Source organism: Sphingomonas sp. LH128 (assembly GCF_000293195.2).
Taxonomy (GTDB): Bacteria; Pseudomonadota; Alphaproteobacteria; order Sphingomonadales; family Sphingomonadaceae; genus Novosphingobium; species Novosphingobium resinovorum_A.
This window is the reverse complement of the sequence record NZ_ALVC01000259.1, coordinates 1-16,861: the sequence shown is the minus strand read 5'-3', so window position 1 is coordinate 16,861 and position 16,861 is coordinate 1. Positions and strand designations below refer to the sequence as shown.

Genomic DNA, 16,861 nt, shown 5'->3' with positions numbered 1-16,861 from the left:
CGATGTTCACGCATATCATGGTCGGCGCCAATGACGTTCCGGCCGCCAAGACCTTCTACGATGCCGTTCTCGGCGCGCTCGGTCATGGCGAGGGCAACTTGATCGGCGAAGGGCACGGCGTCGGATACGCCACGTCTGGCGGCTTCTTCGCTGCGGTGACCCCGCGCGACGGCAATGCGCCGAGCTTCGCCAACGGCGGCACGATCGGCTTTGCCGCATCCGGTCCCGATGCGGTCGATGCCGCCCATGCTGCAGGTCTTGCTGCGGGTGGCACCTGTGAAGGCGCACCCGGCCCGCGCGAGATGTTCCCCGGTGCCTACGGCGCGTACTTGCGCGATCCGACCGGCAACAAGCTCTGCCTCTGGCAGGCACCGAAGGCCTGATGCGATGAGCCTGGAGACGATTTCCACCAACCGCAGCCACGGCGGCACGCAGGGCGTCTATCGCCACGACAGCGCCGAGACCAGAACGCCGATGACGTTCTCCGTCTTCGTGCCGGACCATGAGCCGGGCACGAAGCTGCCGGTATTATGGTATCTCTCCGGGCTCACGTGCACGCATGCGAACGTCACCGAGAAGGGTGAGTTTCGTGCAGCATGCGCGCAGCATGGCGTGATCTTCGTCGCGCCGGATACCAGTCCGCGCGGCGACGACGTGCCTGACGATGAGAGCTACGACTTCGGCAAGGGCGCGGGCTTCTACGTCGATGCGACGCGTGATCCCTGGGCGCAGCATTTCCGCATGCGCTCTTATATCGAGGCCGAATTGCCCGCGCTTGTTGCGCAGCATTTCCCGGCCGACATGGCGCGGCAGGGGATCACCGGCCACTCGATGGGCGGACATGGCGCGCTGACGATCGCGCTGCGTAATCCTGATCGTTTCCGCTCGGTCAGCGCGTTTTCGCCGATCGTCTCGCCGCTTAATTGCCCGTGGGGCGACAAGGCGCTGACGGGCTATCTTGGCAAAGACCGTGCCGACTGGCGCGCTTATGACGCCTGCGCGCTGATCGAGGACGGCGCGCGCGTTCCGGCGCTGCTGGTCGATCAGGGGACGGCGGACGGCTTTCTCGAAGAGCAACTGCGCACGCCCCTGCTCGCCGCAGCATGCGAGAAGGCGGGGCAGGCCGCGACGATCCGCATGCAGGAAGGGTACGACCATTCGTACTACTTCATCTCCACGTTCATGCCGCAGCACGTCACCTGGCACGCGGAGCGCCTTCGCGCCTGACTTTATCTCTTTCGTCATTGCGAGCGAAGCAACCTGCCGCGGCATGGCACCGCCCTGGATTGCTTCGCTTCGCTCACAATGACGGAGGGTGTTTCCCTCTGATGCCTTACCACGGCATGGCGACGCGCAGGGTCATCAACGCCCTGCTAGAATGACCGGGGCGATCTGGCGGCTGGCCACTTCGCGCAGGACGAAGCTGCTGCGGATGCGCCGCACGTGCGGGAGCACCGACAGTTCCTTGCGGTAGATCATGTCGTAATCCTCCAGCGACTGCACGTTGAGGATCATGAGGAAGTCGGTGTCGCCCGTGACGAAGGCGCAGAACTGCATCGACGGGCTCTGCAGCACGGCGTTCTCGAAGTCCTGCAGCACCGATTCCGTTTGCGCGACAAGTTCGATCGAGACCATAACCAGCGTCCCGTAGCCCAGCGACCGGACGTTGAGGTTCGCGGAGTAATGGGTGATGTAGCCCGCTTCCTCTAGGATCTTGCGGCGACGGGCGACCGCCGTGCTCGACAGATGGACCTTCTCGCCCAGCCACACGTCCGATGCGCGCCCGTCGGAAACGAGAGCCCGCATCAGCTTGAGGTCGGTATCGTCGAGTTCATGCTGCGCGGGCTTGCCGCGCGCAGCATCCAGCCAGTGCAGTTTACCGGACTGCATATCCATCTTGTTGAGCGCCCCTTTTTTCAACTTCGAAACCATAGTGCCGAATGTCCTTTGGATTTCAAACAAAAGGGCGTGGGAGGGTGCGTTATTCCGACAGAATGTTGTCGAACCATCCGGTATCGCCACCGATCGGCATCCCGGCGGGGATCGGCGGGCGGGGGCGGCTCTGCTTGCCGATCTCCGGTGCGAGGCGTCCAGGGTCGCGCAGCAGCGCGGCCATCGAAATCTGCCACAGCGCATCCTCGGAACTGCCCTTCGCCTTCGCGAAGCCGCTGGCGGTTTCCTTGAGGTAGCCGTCGAGCAGGGCAGCGACGTCGGCGGGGGTATCGGCATCGGCCCGCGCCGCGGCGATCGCCAGCAAGGTCGCCTGCGAAATCCGGCGCGACACCGCATCGCCGTGCGCGGCCACGACCGGGGAGAGCTTACCCAGCAGCGTGCCAACGCCGGGCTGGCCTGCGTCGTAGCCGTGCTGGATGTGCAGGCGCGTCAGGCGCGCCGGTGCGAGCAGGCTGTCGAGCGTGACTTGCGCGGCGACTTGTGCGGCGACGAGCGGATCGAACACCGCCGCGCCCGCGCCGCGCATGACTTCGGGCACAGCCTCGGCGTCGGGGCGTGCGCTGCTGCCGCTCGACAGCATCATCGCGAGTGATGCGGGCACCGTCAGGACGCTGGGCGAAAGCGTGCCGACAAGCGCGTCGATCGCCTCCAGTTGCTGCGCGGCGGGGACCGGAGAGGGCGCGCTGCGCCCGTCGCCGACGACGGCGTATTCATAGTTCACCCCGCCTACCAGCTTGCCGGTGGCGTCGATCGAATAGCGGTGGAACAGCCAGATCGGCACGAACTTGCGCCGCAGGTTGGACAGCGGCTCGCCCGACAGAAGCACGCCGGGGCCGAAGTTCGCCAGCGCGATGCGGCGGACCTCCATCGTGTGGGCAAGGTCGGCTGGGGTGTCGTCGCCCTCGGTCCACATGTTGACGCCGGGCACCGCGAGGTCGGGCGCGCGGCCATCGACGTCGGTGCCGAAGATCAGGCCTGCCTTGTGGATCGCATCGGCCTTGGCGGCGGCTTCCACGTCGCCGTTTACGCCGGGGGCGGGCTGGCCGTAGAGCCAATCGACGGTGAACTTGTCCCACTTACCGATGCCTGTGGCGTAGGCGTCGCCGAGGTCCAGCTTGCCACCGGCGATGGCGACCTTGGGCGCGGGGTAGTCCATCACCGAGGCGCGGTCCTGCAGGCTGGCCTTGAAGTTGTGGACGAAGCCGATCGCATGGCCGACCTCGTGCGCGCCGAGCTGACTGATGCGGGCGAGCGCGGCGCGGACCGGGTCGTTGGGGCCGCCGGTGTTGTTCTGCGCGGTGCCGACGAGACCCTCGAAGATGGTGATGTCCTGCCGTACGCGCAGGGCACCAAGCACGACCACGCCCTTGACGATCTCTCCGGTGCGCGGGTCGATCACGCCGCCGCCGTAGGACCAGCTGCGGTTCTGGCGGTCGGTCCAGTTGACCACGTTGTAGCGCACGTCCTGCGGATCGACGCCGGGGGGCAGGATCTCCACCTTGAAGGCATCGACGAAGCCCGCCGCGTCGAAGGCGTCGGCCCACCAGCGCACGCCGTCGGCCAGCGCGGTGCGGATCGGATCGGGCGCGGCGCTGTCGATGTAGAAGACGATCGGCTTCTTGACCGGAGAGCGCGCGGCGGACGGGTCGGTCTTCTCCAGCCGGAAGCGGTTGGAATATTCGACCAGCATCGGCGTGCCCAGCGGGGTGCCGAAGTCATAGGCTTGCGTGGCGTGGCTGCCCGACCGGATGTCGAACTTGCGCGGCACGAAGCCGGGTTCGGGCAGCGCGATCAGCGAGGAATGGACGGTGACGCTGACCGCGCGGCCATCGGGGGCGAGCGTATCGAGTTCGCGGCCCGCACTGTCGGCGGTGAAGGTCTGGACCGTCTCCAGCTCGACGTTCTTCGGGAAGACCTTCACCGAGGCGGGATCGAGCGCGCTGAGCTTTTCCGACAGCTTGTAGCCCTTGGCGCTTTCGCCGATCGCGCCTGCCAGGTCCATCGCGTCGGTCATCAGCAGCGGGGTGAGGTCGACGGTGACGCCGCCTCCAGCTTCGCTCACCACGTCGAGCATGGCAACGGTGCTGAACGGGAAGCTGGCCTTTGCGCCCATCTGCACGCCCGCATCGCCGCTGGCGCGGAAGCGCGGGTTCTCGAACACGACCGCCACCTTGCCGCCCATGCGGCGGAAGGCGAGCACCTTGGTATCGCCCTGCATGCCCCGGTCGATGCGGATCGCGGCGGAGCCGAGGCCGGTCTTGATCGCCTGCGTGAACAGGTAGCGGCCCGAGGTGCCGTCGGCGGCGGGGGCGGGCAGGGTGAACAGCACCTTGCCCTTGGCGGCATCAACCTGCACCGGCAGCAGCGAACCATCGGGCGAGGAGGAGACTGGGGCGGGCGCGGCCCATGCCGGAACAGCGGTCATGCAAGCTGCAAACGCGCAACTCGCGACGAGGACGGGCTTCATGCGGGCGACGAATGACATCGTGAGTATTCCCCCTGTGGAGCTGGTGGCGAGCGCGTGAACCCCTCATCTCGCCGTTGCAGCAAAGCCTAGCGCAAACCTCGCGCAGCTTCCCCGAACTTATCGGGGTGGAATGGCGCGTCGTTGATGGAATCCTGCGCAGAGGATGAAAAAGCCGCGAAAATCATGCGCGAGTGCTTGGTCGCCTGCACAAGTCGCCTACCGCATCGGCGATGCTGCGCTGCATTTCGCGAATCACGGCGCGATCGGGTTCGGGAAAATGCGCGGGTTCCCGAGCACCCGCACCAATCTTGCGTAGATCACGATATTAACGCTGAAATCCATCAAGCGATCGGCAAAATAGCCGCAACTTTATTGGGATCATTCGCCCCCTTCCGGATAGTATCGACGGCATCAGGCAGCGATCCGGATCGGGGGCAAACCGAAATCCAAGACGGACACTGCCGGATGATGGGGTTCCCGCAAGGGTAGGCGGGAACGGGGAATACGGGTCTTTCATCAAGCGCTTTGCCGGCGCCGCCGCGAGGGCGGTGAGCACATCCGTGTGCCTGGAGGAACCACGTCCATTCCCCGTCCATCGGGATGAGGGCGCCTGTGGCGAGAGATTCGGTCACAGGGAGTTTTTCGCGATGCGCAATGTAGTCCAGGCCTCGGGCCGATCCTCGCAGCGCCGAGGCATGATGGAAAGCTTTTCAGCGCGTTCGGTCCGTGCCCTGCTGCTGGCAGGCGCGGCAGTGCCGCTGCTGCTCGCCGCTCCGGCCATGGCGCAAGGCGCGCCGACGCCTGCGGATGAGGAGCCGGTCAACGACATCGTCGTCACCGGTTCGCGCATCGTCGGCGACGGCTACAGCGCGCCGACTCCGGTCGCGGTGCTGGGCGAAGCGGACATCGCCGCGCAGGCCCCCGCGAACATCTCCGACTTCGTGAACCAGATGCCCGCCATCGCCGGTTCGGGCACTTCGGGCACGGCGTCAGGCGGGCTTTCGAACGCGGGTGCGGGCATCAACTCGATCGGCTTGCGCGGGCTGGGCGTCGGCCGCACGCTGGTGCTGGTGGACGGGCAGCGCTCGGTCGCCTCGACCGTGGGCGGCACCGTGGACATCAACACCATCCCGCAGGACCTGGTGAAGCGGGTGGAAGTCATCACCGGCGGCGCCTCCGCCGCCTACGGGTCGGACGCGGTGGGCGGTGTCGTCAACTTCATCCTCGACACCGGCTACAAGGGCTTCAAGATCGGCGCCGACACCGGCATCTCGACTTATGGAGACGCCTTCAACTACCGCTTCACCGGCACCGCGGGCTTCTCGCTGCTGGACGACCGGCTGCACCTGCTCACCAACGTCTCCTACTTCAAGCAGAACCGCGAGGAGGGGGTCGACCGCGACTGGAACAATTCCGGCTACTTCCAGATCAACAACCCCGCCTACACCGCGGACAACGGCGAACCGCAGCGGCTGGTCGGCAGCGGTTTCGGCCCGACCGGCTACACCGCCGGGGGCCTCATCACCAGCGGCGTGCTGAAGGGCACCTACTTCCTCGGCGAAGGGCAGACCGGGCAGCTCAACTACGGTAGCACCAGCACCAGCAACCCGTGGATGATCGGCGGCGACTGGCAGACCACGCTGGCCGGCCACGAAGGCACCAACACCCTGGTCCCGCTCGACAAGCGGCTGAGCGTGTTCCAGCGCATCGGTTTCGACGTGACGCCCGACATCGAGGTCTTCGGGCAGTTTTCCTACAACCGCTCGATCAGCGCCAGTTCGTACCAGCAGACGCCGAGCAGCACCACGATCCGGGCGGACAATGCCTATCTGCTCAGCCAGTACCCGACCGTGGCGGCGGCGATGGCGGCTGCGGACCTGTCGAGCATCTCGGTGGGCACGTCCAACGCCGGTTTCCCGATCCCGGGCAGCAACATCAAGCGGCAGGTCTACCGCGCGGTGGTGGGCGCCAAGGGCAAGTTCGACCTGTTCGACAAGCCGATGAACTGGGACGTCTACTACCAGAAGGGCGTCACCAAGGCGCGCGAGGAGCTGACCAACACCTGGATGAACTCGCGCATGGCTCTGGCGCAGGATGCAGTGTTCGACGGTTCGGGCAACATCGTGTGCCGCTCCACCCTGACTAATCCGGGCAACGGCTGCGTGCCGATCGACCGGCTGGGCACCAACGGCCCTTCGCAGGCGGCGCTCGACTACATCTACAACGACGGCAACCAGCCGCTGCGCCACCAGACGATCAAGCAGGACGTCGCCGCCGCCACCATTTCGGGCAAGGCCTTCGCGCTTCCCGCCGGCGATATCGCCTTCGCTACCGGCGTCGAGTGGCGGCGCGAGCAGATCAACGGTTCGGTCGATCCGGTCTTCAACTCGGGCTGGCTCTACGGCAACTTCCGGGTCAACCAGGGCAAGTACGACGTGGCCGAGGGTTTCCTCGAACTCGACGTGCCGATCTTCGACGGGATGAACGTCAACGCCGCCGCGCGTGGGACGCATTATTCCACGTCGGGCTGGGTCGGCACCTGGAAGGTCGGCGCCAACTGGCAGGCGCTGGACTCGCTGCGCTTCCGCGGCACGCTGAGCCATGACATCCGCGCGCCCAACCTCGATGAACTGTTTGCTGCGGGCACTGCGCGTACCAATTCGGTGATCATCCCGACGGGCGCGAATGCCCCTCAGACCGGATCGCTGCAGTTCGTGCAGAATGCCTTCGGAAACCGTGCGCTCAAGCCCGAAGTGGCGGACAGCTGGACGCTGGGCGCGGTGTTCGAGCCCAGCTTCCTGCCGGGCGTCTCGCTTTCGTTCGACTACTACGAGATCAAGATCAAGGACGCGATCGGGTCGATCACCGCGCAGCAGACGGTGGACCTTTGCTATGAGCAGAACGTCACCTCGTACTGCCCGAACATCCACTTTGTGAACGGGCAGTTGAGCACGATCGACCTCACCCCGATCAACTTCGCCCGCCAGCAGACCAAGGGCTTCGACATCGAGGCCAGCTACACAGCGCAAGTCGGTCCCGGCACCCTGCGCCTGCACGGTCAGGCCACGCACTATATCGAGAACGTGGTCGATGACGGCATCAGCTTCCCGATCGACTATGCGGGCGTACTGACCAATACCACTTATGCTTCGCCCGACTGGGTTTACCGCGTCAGCGCGTTCTACGACATAGATCCGGTCAGCCTGAACCTGGTGGCGCGGGGCTTCACCGACGGCGTCTACGGCAACGACTGGATCGAGTGCGATGGCGACTGCCCGGCCAGCACCGCACAGTACCGCACGATCAACGACAACTCGATCAAGGGCGCGGTCTACTTCGACGCCTCGGTGGACTTCAAGTTCCCGACGATGGGCGACGGCATCGGCCACCTGACCTTCATCGTGAACAACCTGCTGAACAAGGACCCGGTGCTCGTCGGCAACGGTCCGGACGGCAACAACGTACCCGCTTATGCCCAGACCAACCGCAGCCGCTACGACGTGATCGGCCGCACCTTCCGCGTCTCCGCCAAGGTCGAGTTCTAAGAGAGGATTTCGGATCATGAAGACCGTCAAACGCGCCATGCTCGCCGCCGCGCTTGCCACCACCGCGATGATGACCGCCCCTGCCCATGCCGCCGCGCCGCAGCCGCTCAAGGACGAGGTCGCCAAGGAAGTCGAGGCGCAGCGCAAGCAGATCCAGGTCATGGTCGACCAGATCTTCAGCTTCGCCGAACCCGGCTTTCAGGAAGTGAAGACCAGCGAATACCTCACCGGCATCCTCGAAAAGAACGGCTTCACGGTGACGCGCGGGGTGGCGGGCATTCCCACCGCCTTCACCGCCACCTGGGGCAAGGGCGGGCCGAAGATCGCGCTGGGCAGCGACATCGACGATGTGCTCGGCGTTTCGCAGACCCCCGGCCTGCCGTACCTCAAGCCCATCGTCGAAGGCGCGCCGGGGCATGGCGAGGGTCATAACTCGGGCATGCCGCTGATGGTCGCCGCGGCCATCGCGGTGAAGAAGGTGATGACCAAGCACGGCCTCGAAGGCCGCCTGATGCTCTGGCCCGGCGTCGCCGAGGAGCTGCTGGCGACCAAGGCCTATTACGTGCGGGCTGGGCTGTTCAAGGACGTGGACGCCTCGATCTTCACCCACGTCAGTTCCGATTTCTCGACCGGCTACGGCGAGATGGGGAACAACGGCATGGTCTCGGTCGAATACAGCTTCAAGGGCAAGACCGCGCACTCGGCGGGCATGCCGTGGGAGGGGCGCAGCGCGCTCGACGCGGTGGAGATCATGGACGTCGCGTGGAACTTCCGGCGTGAGCACCTGCCGCTGACGCAGCGCTCTCACATGATCATCACCAACGGCGGCGGCCAGCCCAACGTGGTCCCGGACAAGGCCAGCATCTGGTACTTCTTCCGCGAGCGGACCTTCGCCGATATCCGCAAGCTCTACGAGACCGGCAACGACATCGCCAAGGCCGCCGCGCTCGCCACCGGCACCACGGTGAGCCAGCAGACGCTGGGCTATGCCGCGCCCAACTTCGGCAACAAGCCGTTGGCCGAAGCCGCCTATGCCAACATCAAGGCGGTCGGCATGCCGCAGTGGAGCGCCGACGACCAAGCTTTCGCCAAGGCGGCGCAGACCTTCAACGACCGCAAGATCGAGCCGTTGAAGTCGGAAGTCACCGAACTCTCGACGCCGGAGAACCGCAAGCCCTCCACCGGCGGCGGCTCGGACGACATCGGCGACATCATGTGGGCGGTGCCGACGATCACCATCCGCTTCCCCTCGAACATTCCCAACATGATCGGCCACAACTCCACCTCGGCCTTCGCGATGGCGACCCCGATCGCGCACAAGGGCGTCGAGGCGGGGGCCAAGGCGGTGGCGATGACCGTGCTCGACATCCTGACGACGCCGCAGCTGGTCACCGACGCCAAGACCTATTTCACCGACGTGCAGCTGAAGACCGACACTTATGCGCCGGTGCTGACCGACAAGGACGTGCCCGCAATCTGGCTCAACGAGCGCAACATGCAGCTCTACCGCCCGATGATGGAGAAGTACTACTACAACCCGGCCAAGTATCCGACCTACCTCGACCAGCTGGGCGTCAAGTACCCCACCCTGACGAAGCCGGCGGAGTAAGCGGGATGCGGAAAAAGGCATTGCTCGCCGCCGCGCTTGCTGCGGCTTCGCTCATCCCCGGAGCCGCGCAGGCGGCTGCCGACCCGGCGCTCAAGCAGGAAGTCGCCGCCGCCGTCGAGGCGCAGCGCAAGCAGATCCAGGTCATGGTGGACGAGATCTACTCGTTCGCCGAACCCGGCTTTCAGGAGGTGAAGACCAGCGAGTACCTCGCGGGCATTCTGGAGAAGAACGGCTTCAAGGTGGAGCGCGGCGTGGCCGGCGTGCCCACCGCGTTCACCGCGACATGGGGCACCGGCGGGCCGAAGATCGCGCTGGGCAGCGATATCGACGGGCTGCTCGGCGTATCGCAGGTGCCGGGCGTGGCGGAGGTCAAGCCGCTCACCGAAGGCGCACCCGGGCATGGCGAGGGCCACAATTCGGGCATGCCGCTGATGGTCGCCGCCGCGCTTGCCGCCAAGCAGGTGATGACGAAGCACGGGTTGCAGGGCCGCTTGATGCTGTGGCCGGGCGTCGCCGAGGAACTGCTGGCGACCAAGGCGTACTATGTGCGCGCGGGAATGTTCAAGGACGTCGACGCCTCGATCTTCGCGCACGTCAACACCGGGTTCGGCACCGGCTGGGGTGATCTTGGCCTGACGGGCATGATCTCCGTCGAGTACGAGTGGAAGGGCAAGACCGCCCACTCGGCGGGCATGCCGTGGGAGGGCCGCAGCGCGCTCGACGGCGTGGAGCTGATGGACGTCATGTGGAACTTCCGGCGCGAGCACCTGCCGCTGACGCAGCGCTCGCACGACGTCATCACCAACGGCGGCGGCCAGCCCAACGTGGTGCCCGACAAGGCGAGCAGTTGGTACTATTTCCGCGACAAGGACTTCGCCTCGCTGCGCAACCTCTACGAAGTCGGCAACCAGATTTCGGAGGCCTCGGCGCTGGCGACGGGCACCACGGTCAGCCGCAAGGTGCTGGGCTTCGCCGCGCCGAACTACGGCAACAAGCCGCTGGCCGAGGCGCTCTACGCCAATATCGAGACGGTGGGCATGCCGCAGTGGTCCGCCGCCGATCAGGCGTTCGCGAAGGCGGTGCAGGTGAAGAACCACCTCAAGGTCGCCCCGCTGCCGGATAAGGTCGCGCCGCTCTCCACCCCGGATCTGCGCGGCGATGCCAGCTTCGGCGGCTCGGACGACATCGGCGACGTGATGTGGACGGTGCCGACGGTCACCATCGGCTATCCGGCGAACATTCCCAACGTGATCTTCCACCACGCCACCGCCGCGATGGCGATGGCCACGCCGATCGCGCACAAGGGCACCGTCGTCGGCGCCAAGGCGGTGGCGATGACGATCCTCGATCTCGTCACCACGCCGCAGATCATCACGGAGGCCAAGACCTGGATGAAGGACGTCCAGCTCAAGGACCAGAAGTACGATCCGCTGATCGCCGCCACCGACATGCCCGCGATCGACCGCAACGCGCGGACGATGGCGCAGATCCGCCCGGCGATGCAGCCCAGCTACTACGATCCGAAGAAGTACGATTCCTACCTCCAGCAACTGGGCATCGATTACGAGGCTTCGGGTCGCGAAACCTCCGGCGCGGGCAGCTAAGCCCCCCAGCGCGCCAACCGGCCGGGGTCACGAACACCCTGACAAGAGCCAACTGCCCCGGCCGGTTCTTTTCCTTACGATATCCTCCTTCCCACGAAGGGACCTGCAGATGGCACGCATCATCGTCATCGGCGCCGGCATCACCGGCGTCACGGCCGCCTACGCCCTGCTTTCGCGCGGGCACGAGGTCACCCTGGTCGAACGGCACCGCTACCCGGCGATGGAGACGTCCTTCGCCAATGGCGGGCAGCTTTCCGCCAGCAATGCCGAAGTGTGGAACTCCATGGCGACGATCGCCAAGGGCCTGCGCTGGCTGCTGCGCCCCGACGCGCCGCTGTTGTTCAACCCGCGTCCCTCACTGCACAAGTATTCGTGGATGGCGCAGTTCGTCGGCGCCATCGGCAGGCACCACGCCAACACCGTGGAAACCACCCGCCTTGCCATCGCCGCGCGCCGTCACCTGTTCGACATTGCGGAGCGCGAGGGCATAGATTTCGACCTCTCGCGCTGCGGCATCCTCCATTTCTATCGTGACGCCGAGACGTTCGAGGCGGCCCGGCGTGGCAACGTGCTGCTGCGCGAAGGCGGGCTGGAGCGCGAGGAAGTCTCGCCCGCCGATATCGCCCGCATCGAACCGATGCTCAGGGGCGATTTCTGCGGCGGCTTCTTCACCCCGTCCGATTCCACGGGGGACATTCACAAGTTCACCACCGGCCTCGCCCGCGCCTGCGCCCGCCTCGGCGCGCGGTTCGTGCTGGGCGGCGAGGTGGACGGCATAGCGCTTCGGCCCGACGGCGTGTCGGTCCGGCTGCAGGCGGCGGGCGGCCTTGGGGAAGGATCCGATACCGGCCGCCTGCAGGACTTTTCGACCGATGATCTCGGTGCCGAAACGGTCGTAGAGGGGGACATGGTGATGGTCTGCGCCGGGGTCGCCAGCCGCGCGCTGGCGGCAAAGCTGGGGGACCGAGTCAACATCTACCCGGTCAAGGGCTACTCGATCACCGTCATGCTGAACGACGACGAGAGCCGCGCCGCCGCGCCCGAGGTCAGCCTGCTCGACGAGGACGCCAAGATCGTCACCAGCCGCCTCGGCGCGGACCGTTTCCGGGTGGCGGGCACGGCGGAGTTCAACGGCTTCAACCGCGACATCCGCGCCGACCGCATCCGCCCGCTGGTCGACTGGAGCGAGCGGCACTTCCCCGGCATGAGCACGCGCCAGGTGGTGCCGTGGGCGGGCCTCAGGCCGATGACGCCGACGATGATGCCCTTCGTCGGCCGGGGACGGCATCCGCGCGTGTTCTACAACACCGGGCATGGGCATCTGGGCTGGACGCTTTCGGCGATCACGGCGGAACTGGTCGCGCAGATGATCCCGCCGGATGAGGCCGAACAGCGCCGCAGCGCCTGAGGCGTCAGGCCGTCAGCGTTTCCGAACGCGCGTCCACGAGGACCCGGTTGCGCCCTTCGCGCTTGGCACGATAGAGCGCGGCGTCGGCGGCCTTTATAAGCGTGGAGCCGTCGCGCTCCATGCTGTCCTCCCACGATGCGATGCCGAAGGACATCGTCAGCGATCCCAGCGCGCGGCCGCCCTGATGGACGATCAGTTCACTGATCGACTGGCGCACGGCGTCCACCCGTGCGGCGAGGGTGACTGCCGAAGTGCCGGGTGCGATGATCGTGAATTCCTCGCCGCCGAAGCGGCAGACGACGTCGCCGTCGCGGAAGCGGCTGCGCATTTCTGTCGCCACCGCCTGCAGCACGGCGTCGCCGGCATCGTGGCCGAACTCGTCGTTGAAGCGCTTGAAGTGATCGACGTCGCACATGACGAGGCTGAGCGGGCTGCCTGAACGCGAGGCTCGGGCGATTTCCAGCGCCAGCGTCTCTTCCATGTAGCGCCGATTGAACAGGCTGGTGAGCGGATCGCGGATGGTCTGCTCGCGCAGACCGCGCTGGAGGCGGTGGTTGACGAGGGCGGAGGCGATGTTCTCGGTCAGCACCGTCAGGCGGAAACGGTTCTCGGTTCCGACCACGCCCTTGAGGTAGAGCACGCCGATAACCTCGCCTCCCGCCAACAGCGGTTCGCAATGGTAATGGTCGGTCTGGTTGCCGACATGGGCGCAGACGATGTCGGAATCGGGCTCGACGACGAAGTGGCTCTGGCCTCGGCGCAGAGCCCAGCACTGATCGGGCGCGAAGCCTGATGAGGCAACATCCAGCCCACCCCAGGCCGCGATCGGCACCAGCAGGTTGCGCGAATTGTTGTGGGCGTAGAGCGCGCCCGGGATTTCGGGTAGCACGCGCGGGACGAAGACGCGGATGATCGATGCCAGTTCGTCGTCGGTGCGGGCGGCCTGCATGCGATGGGCCATGCCGCCGAGCAGTTCGATCACCTCGCCACGTTCGCGCAGGACTTCGGTGTTGCGGCTGAGTTCCGCATTGGCGACGTGGAGGCGATCCTGGCTTTCGTGCTGGTCGGCGACGGCGCCCTCCAGTTCCTCGGCCATGGCGTTGTAGCCGTTTGCCAGCCGTTCGAACTCGCTCGATTCCATGTGGGCATCAATGCGCGCGGCGCGGTCGCCCGCGCCAAGCTGGCCCATGACCGTCATCATCGCATCGACCGGGCGGCGGATGCGCCGGATCAGCGTGGCCGCGGTGTAGCCGACGAAGATCATCGTCAGCGGCACGCCGCCCAGCACCAGCCAGGTGATGTAGCTCAGGCGTTTGTCCACAACGTCGGTTCGCGTCGTCGACAGGGCGCGTTCCTCGTTGAGCAGGTCGCTCACGCGCGCCTCGACGAGTTGCATGAGATAGCGCCCGCGTCCCGATGCGACGGCGGCCTGTGCGCCGGTGAAATCACCCGCGCGGGTCTGCTTGGCGATCTGCTCCAGCAGGTCCGCGCGCTGGCCGATGAGGGTGCGGATCTGGACGGCGCGGTCGTTCTGGGCGGGATTGTCCTTGGTGAGGATGACAAGCTCGCCTGCCGCCGCTCGCGCCGCGCCGACTTCGGCCTCTACCGTCTCGCCGAATTCGGGGTTGTGCGTAAGGGCAAAGCCACGCTCGCCGGATTCCGCTTGTTGCAGATGCCCCATCGCGCGGTTTGCGGTCTTGAGCACCTGCGAAGAATGGATGACCCACGCGAGGCTGGCGCGCGTCTGCGCGGACCCTTCGAGCAGCAACCCTGCGAGCAGTGCCAGCAACAGGCACAGCACGCTGCACAGGATGACGATGCGACGCGACAACGACCCGACCAAGGGAATCTCCGTATAAGCGGGAGATAGAGCCCTCGGTCATCTGCCGCCGCGTTGCAATCGAAATTACAAAACTGAAATGTGACTTGAACGCGGCGGCAGGCGGTCTATCGCCACGTCAGGCGATGGTCGGCACGATCCCGCCTTCGACGCGGATCGCCGCGCCGTTGGTGATGGCGCCGAGCGGGCTGGCGAGCAGCGCGACCTGCGCCGCGATCTCGTCAGCTTCGATCAGACGGCGGATGAGCGACAAGGGGCGCAGCTTGGCGAAGAATTCCGCCTCGCGCTCGGCTTCCGGCGCATCCTTGTTGTCGACGACCGAACGGATGAACTCGACGATGCCTTCCGAGCGCGTCGGCCCGGGCATGACCGAATTCACCGTCACGCCGGTTCCGCGCGTCTGCTCTGCAAGGCCGCGCGCGATCGCTAGTTGGGCGGTCTTGGTCATGCCGTAATGGATCATCTCGCCGGGGATCACGAGCGCGCTTTCGCTGGCGATGAAGATCACGCGGCCCCAATCCTGTTTCAGCATCTTCGGGAAGTAGTGGCGGGCAAGGCGCGCGCCGCTGACGACGTTGACTTCGAAGAAGTGGTGCCAGTCCGCGTCGGTGATCTCGGTGAAGGGCTTGGCTTCGTAGATGCCGAGGTTGTTGACGAGGATATCGGCCTGCGGGACCGCGGCGATCAGGGTTTCGGCACCCTCGGCGGTTGCAGGGTCGGCGAGCACGGCGCGTACCTTGCCGCCGTTCGCCGCCGCCGCGCCGACTTTGGCTGCGGCTTCGTCGAGTTTCGCCTGATTGCGGCCGGAGATGACGACGTCCACGCCCTCGGCAGCGAGGCGCTCGGCGATGGCGAGGCCGATGCCGGCGGTCGAGCCGGTGACGAGTGCGGACTTGCCGGTGAGCTTGAGATCCATGACGTGATGTTCCTTCTGGTGTGGCCGGAACCTAGGTGCTCGCAGGATTGATGACTAGTGAGAGGTGGGGCATATCAGAAGTGAATCAGAATCACGGATCACGCGATGGACAACCGCTTCGGCGAAATGCAGATTTTCCTCGCCGTGGCACAGGGCGGCAGTTTTGCCAGTGCCGCCAAGGCGCTGCGCCTGACGCCCTCGGCGGTGAGCCGCGCCACGGCGCGGCTCGAGGGGCGGCTGGGCGTGCAACTTGTCTCGCGCACCACCCGGGCTCTGGCCCTGACTGCGGAAGGGGAAGTTTATCGCGGCCGGGTTGCGGGCCTCGTCGCGGAAATCGACGAGGTCGAGCGTGGCTTCGGTTCGGCGGAAGAAGCGCCTCGGGGGCCGCTGCGGATCAATGCCTCGGTGCCGTTCGGCATGCAGTGTCTGCTGCCGATCCTTCCGCGCTTTCGCAGGGCCTGTCCCGGGGTCACGGTCAATCTGGCGTTGTCCGATACCCTGGTCGATCTGGTGGAGGAGCGGGCCGACCTTGCCATCCGCATCGGCCCCTTGCGCGATACCGGCCTCAAGGCCAAGAAACTGGGGCGCAGCATGATGGCCGTTGTCGCAAGCCCCGAATATCTGCGCGAGCATGGCGAACCGGCGCATCCGCGCGAACTGCCCGACCACGCCTGTCTCCAGTTCAGCTTCCGCCGCTCGATCGATACATGGCCGTTCCGGGTCGATGGAGCGCTGGTGCAAAGGCCGATCGAGGCCGCCTTTCTGGGAAATTCCGGCGAAGTCGTGCGGATGATGGCGGTTGCGGGCGGCGGGATTGCCCGGCTGGGCCGGTTTCATGTCGCCGCTGATCTTGCGGCGGGAAGGCTGGTCGAAATCCTGACGCCATTCAATCCGGGCGACCATGAGGACATCCACGCCCTCTACGTCGGCCATCGGCGGCTGGCCTCGCGCATCCGGGCATTCCTCGATTTCCTTGATCGGGAACTGGTGCTGCCGGGAACGGGCTAGCGGGCGCGGCGGCCGGTCCTCCAGTTGAGCGTGGCGACGGTCAGCGCGGCGCCCAAGCTCAGTTCGCCGAGCCAGGCGATCGTGCCCATGGCAAGACCGAGCAATGCCGCGCTTACGGTCCAGCCTGCACCGAGCAGCAGCCATCCTGCCATTCGTACCGGCCGCATTTGCGCCTCCGTCAGCGATTTGCCGAGGAGATCGCGCTGGTGCCGCTTCATGGCGGCGGCCAGTGCAAGGAACCCGGCGAAGGCGATGAGGGCGGGAAGAAGATGCATCATGCGCTCGTCGCCTGGCGGGATGTTGCGCGCGGTTTCCGGCCGAGCGTCGCCTTGGCCCGCGCCCGGGCACTTTTCACGGCGGCGAGAAGGAAGCCGGCGGCAAGCAGCAGCATGACCAGATCGAAGGCAGCGAAAGTCCAGTCGCCTGCCAGCAGGCTGGGGAGCAGTCCGCGCGAAGTCGTCAGTGCATTGACGAGGGGTATGGCCACGAAGCAGGCACCGGCCATCGCCAG

General features: G+C 66.1%; 12 protein-coding genes and 1 pseudogene. 7 read left to right on the top strand and 6 right to left on the bottom strand.

Features of this window, described 5'->3' with window-relative positions:
• Window positions 1–2: 2 nt before the first annotated feature.
• Window positions 3–383, top strand: a complete 381-nt coding sequence (locus LH128_RS19840; RefSeq protein ID WP_008831468.1) for a VOC family protein — start codon at window positions 3–5, stop codon at window positions 381–383.
• A 4-nt stretch (window positions 384–387) separates the two neighbouring features.
• Window positions 388–1,227 carry an S-formylglutathione hydrolase gene (fghA, locus tag LH128_RS19835; protein ID WP_008831467.1) on the top strand — a complete coding sequence of 280 codons (840 nt, stop codon included), beginning with the start codon at window positions 388–390 and terminating at the stop codon, window positions 1,225–1,227.
• Window positions 1,228–1,362: 135 nt separating this feature from the next.
• Here fghA and LH128_RS19830 read toward each other — a convergent pair whose 3' ends face one another.
• Together LH128_RS19830 and LH128_RS19825 are read right to left on the bottom strand one after the other, a co-directional pair.
• The gene (locus LH128_RS19830; protein ID WP_008831466.1) at window positions 1,363–1,932 is read right to left on the bottom strand and encodes an Lrp/AsnC family transcriptional regulator; all 570 of its coding nucleotides are present in this window, start codon (window positions 1,930–1,932) and stop codon (window positions 1,363–1,365) included.
• Between the two features lie 49 nt (window positions 1,933–1,981).
• Entirely contained in the window at window positions 1,982–4,378 is a 2,397-nt protein-coding gene (locus LH128_RS19825; protein WP_327195221.1) for a zinc-dependent metalloprotease, read from the bottom strand.
• Window positions 4,379–5,067: 689 nt separating this feature from the next.
• Here LH128_RS19825 and LH128_RS19820 point away from each other — a divergent pair.
• The 4 genes from LH128_RS19820 (at window position 5,068) to LH128_RS19805 (ending at window position 12,586) form a co-directional block, all read left to right on the top strand.
• Window positions 5,068–7,965 (top strand): TonB-dependent receptor plug domain-containing protein, encoded by a 2,898-nt coding sequence (locus LH128_RS19820; RefSeq protein ID WP_008831464.1) that lies wholly within the window; start codon window positions 5,068–5,070, stop codon window positions 7,963–7,965.
• 16 nt (window positions 7,966–7,981) lie between these two features.
• Window positions 7,982–9,574: an amidohydrolase gene (locus LH128_RS19815; protein WP_008831463.1), complete on the top strand. Its 1,593-nt coding sequence runs from the start codon at window positions 7,982–7,984 to the stop codon at window positions 9,572–9,574.
• Between the two features lie 5 nt (window positions 9,575–9,579).
• The gene (locus LH128_RS19810) at window positions 9,580–11,178 is read left to right on the top strand and encodes a peptidase dimerization domain-containing protein (RefSeq protein ID WP_008831462.1); all 1,599 of its coding nucleotides are present in this window, start codon (window positions 9,580–9,582) and stop codon (window positions 11,176–11,178) included.
• Between the two features lie 109 nt (window positions 11,179–11,287).
• Window positions 11,288–12,586, top strand: a complete 1,299-nt coding sequence (locus LH128_RS19805) for a D-amino acid dehydrogenase (RefSeq protein WP_008831461.1) — start codon at window positions 11,288–11,290, stop codon at window positions 12,584–12,586.
• Window positions 12,587–12,590: 4 nt separating this feature from the next.
• On the opposite strand, the gene LH128_RS19800 is transcribed toward LH128_RS19805, so the two are convergent.
• Together LH128_RS19800 and LH128_RS19795 are read right to left on the bottom strand one after the other, a co-directional pair.
• Window positions 12,591–14,429, bottom strand: a complete 1,839-nt coding sequence (locus tag LH128_RS19800) for a diguanylate cyclase (RefSeq protein WP_008831460.1) — start codon at window positions 14,427–14,429, stop codon at window positions 12,591–12,593.
• 115 nt (window positions 14,430–14,544) lie between these two features.
• Window positions 14,545–15,342 carry an SDR family NAD(P)-dependent oxidoreductase gene (locus LH128_RS19795; protein ID WP_008831459.1) on the bottom strand — a complete coding sequence of 266 codons (798 nt, stop codon included), beginning with the start codon at window positions 15,340–15,342 and terminating at the stop codon, window positions 14,545–14,547.
• Between the two features lie 105 nt (window positions 15,343–15,447).
• On the opposite strand from LH128_RS19795, the gene LH128_RS19790 reads away from it, so the two are divergent.
• Window positions 15,448–16,350 carry a LysR family transcriptional regulator gene (locus LH128_RS19790; RefSeq protein ID WP_008831458.1) on the top strand — a complete coding sequence of 301 codons (903 nt, stop codon included), beginning with the start codon at window positions 15,448–15,450 and terminating at the stop codon, window positions 16,348–16,350.
• On the opposite strand, the gene LH128_RS19785 is transcribed toward LH128_RS19790, so the two are convergent.
• Window positions 16,347–16,628 (bottom strand): DUF3325 domain-containing protein, encoded by a 282-nt coding sequence (locus tag LH128_RS19785; protein WP_008831457.1) that lies wholly within the window; start codon window positions 16,626–16,628, stop codon window positions 16,347–16,349. The genes LH128_RS19790 and LH128_RS19785 overlap by 4 nt on opposite strands.
• A pseudogene (locus LH128_RS19780) lies at window positions 16,625–16,861 on the bottom strand (PepSY-associated TM helix domain-containing protein); the annotation flags it as partial. The pseudogene LH128_RS19780 and the gene LH128_RS19785, both read right to left, overlap by 4 nt.